A 1,601-nucleotide genomic window follows, 5' to 3' on the forward strand; every position below is an offset into this window, starting at 1 on the left:
GTAGGCCCCGTAGGACAGGGCGCACACCGCCACGACCGCCACGATCTGCGGGAAGGTGAATCCCAGCAGCACCCGGTCCTCGGCCTGGACGTGGGTCGGTACCTCGTGTTCTCTCATGTCTCTCTCCTCCCTTCTCACGTCGGTCTATCCGCCGCCGCCGCCACTGCTGCCGTCGTCGCCATCGGGGGCTTGCGGATCGGGCAGTGCGTTGTCGATGTCGATTCCGGGGTCCACGACCGCGTTCATCACCAGCTCCACGACGCCGTAGGCGACCAGGGCCAGGACGACGCCGGCGAGGGCGGTCATCATTGCGCTCTTGCCGCGCTCCATCTGGTGGGGCGCTCCGCTGGCCGTCAGGTACAGGTACGCGCCGTAGATGAAGAACCCGACGCCGATGGCTCCCACGACGCCCAGCAGGATTCCCACCAGGTTCGAGATGGTCTGTGTCAGTTGTTCCATTCGTTTCCTTCCTCTCTTTCATCGAGCACTTCGCTCGTCTTTATCGGTGTGATTCCTTGCGCTCCGTCAAATGCACATCGCCGCGCCTCCGTCGTTGTGTCACGGCTCACTCGCCGCTGCTCCTGGGCGCTCCGCCTCCGGGGTCTCCCCCCGCCGATGGGGTCGCCATCGACGCCGCCGAGCTGATGCCGCCCGCCGCCGCCGACAGGCCCGCGCCGGCGGCCATCGCCCCCACCGCTGCGCCTCCCGGCCCTCCCGTCGCTCCGCCCGCCACCAGCCCGATGGTCCGGGCCGAGCGCATGAAGGACGCGGGGAGGGTCATCCCGAAATAGAGCATCGACAGCCAGCTATCGAAGGTCCCGGCGTTCCCCAGCAGCGACGGCACCCGGGTCGCCATGTAGACGAAGGCCAGGGACATCAGCAGCTTCCAGATCAGGTCCTGCACCGGCTCGAAGGCGGCGATGGCGGCGACCTCGTTGAGGAAGCCGATCCCCAGGGCCAACGCGATGAGCTGGATGGCCTGCTGGAAGGTGGTCGTCATGAAGAGCCTGAGCCAGTGCCTTCCCCAGCCCGCCGTGTGGGGCAGGATCCACAGCCCCAGCGCGATGGGGGCCAGCGCCAGCAGCACGTCGATGAGGGCCAGACGGAGAACCATCTGCACGATGACGTAGAGCACGAAGAAGCCGTAGACGAGGTAGAGGACGGCCAGCAGCAGGGCCATGCCCACGCTCCCGGCCTGCACCGCCGTCAGCAGGGTGCGGAGGGTGGAGCGGAGCATGTCGCCCGCGGTGACGTTCAGGGAGACGGCGACGAAACTTGACACGGCGTCGGCCACGTCGAGGACCAGGGCGCACCACCACAGGGATGACGCGGCGGCGACGAGGCCGAGCACCAGCCGTGGGACCATCTCCCGCCATCCCGCCTGACGGCTGCCCAGGTGCTCGGACATGATGAAGGTCAGCCCCATCCAGCCGAGGATGACCACCAGCGCGCCGGACGTGACGGCCCAGACGACCATCCACGCCTGGCGCACCAGGTCATGGCCGTAGGTGAGGGCTTCGGGGGTTCCGGTGAGGATGTCCGCCATCAGCCGGAGTCCCCCCGGCAGTTGTCGGCGTCCTCTTGGGAGAACTCCTCGACCA

Annotated in this window: 2 protein-coding genes; both read right to left on the bottom strand. The window is 68.0% G+C overall.

Features of this window, described 5'->3' with window-relative positions; all coding sequences use genetic code 11:
* Positions 1-144: 144 nt before the first annotated feature.
* Positions 145-459 carry a pilin gene (locus OXC99_11810; GenBank protein ID MCY4625669.1) on the bottom strand — a complete coding sequence of 105 codons (315 nt, stop codon included), beginning with the start codon at positions 457-459 and terminating at the stop codon, positions 145-147.
* Positions 460-565: 106 nt separating this feature from the next.
* Positions 566-1,601, bottom strand: a 1,036-nt coding sequence (locus OXC99_11815; GenBank protein ID MCY4625670.1) for a hypothetical protein, incomplete at its 5' end; no start/stop codon positions are given.

It is taken from the genome of Chloroflexota bacterium (assembly GCA_026713825.1).
Taxonomy (GTDB): domain Bacteria; phylum Chloroflexota; class Dehalococcoidia; order Lucifugimonadales; family UBA1127; genus UBA1127.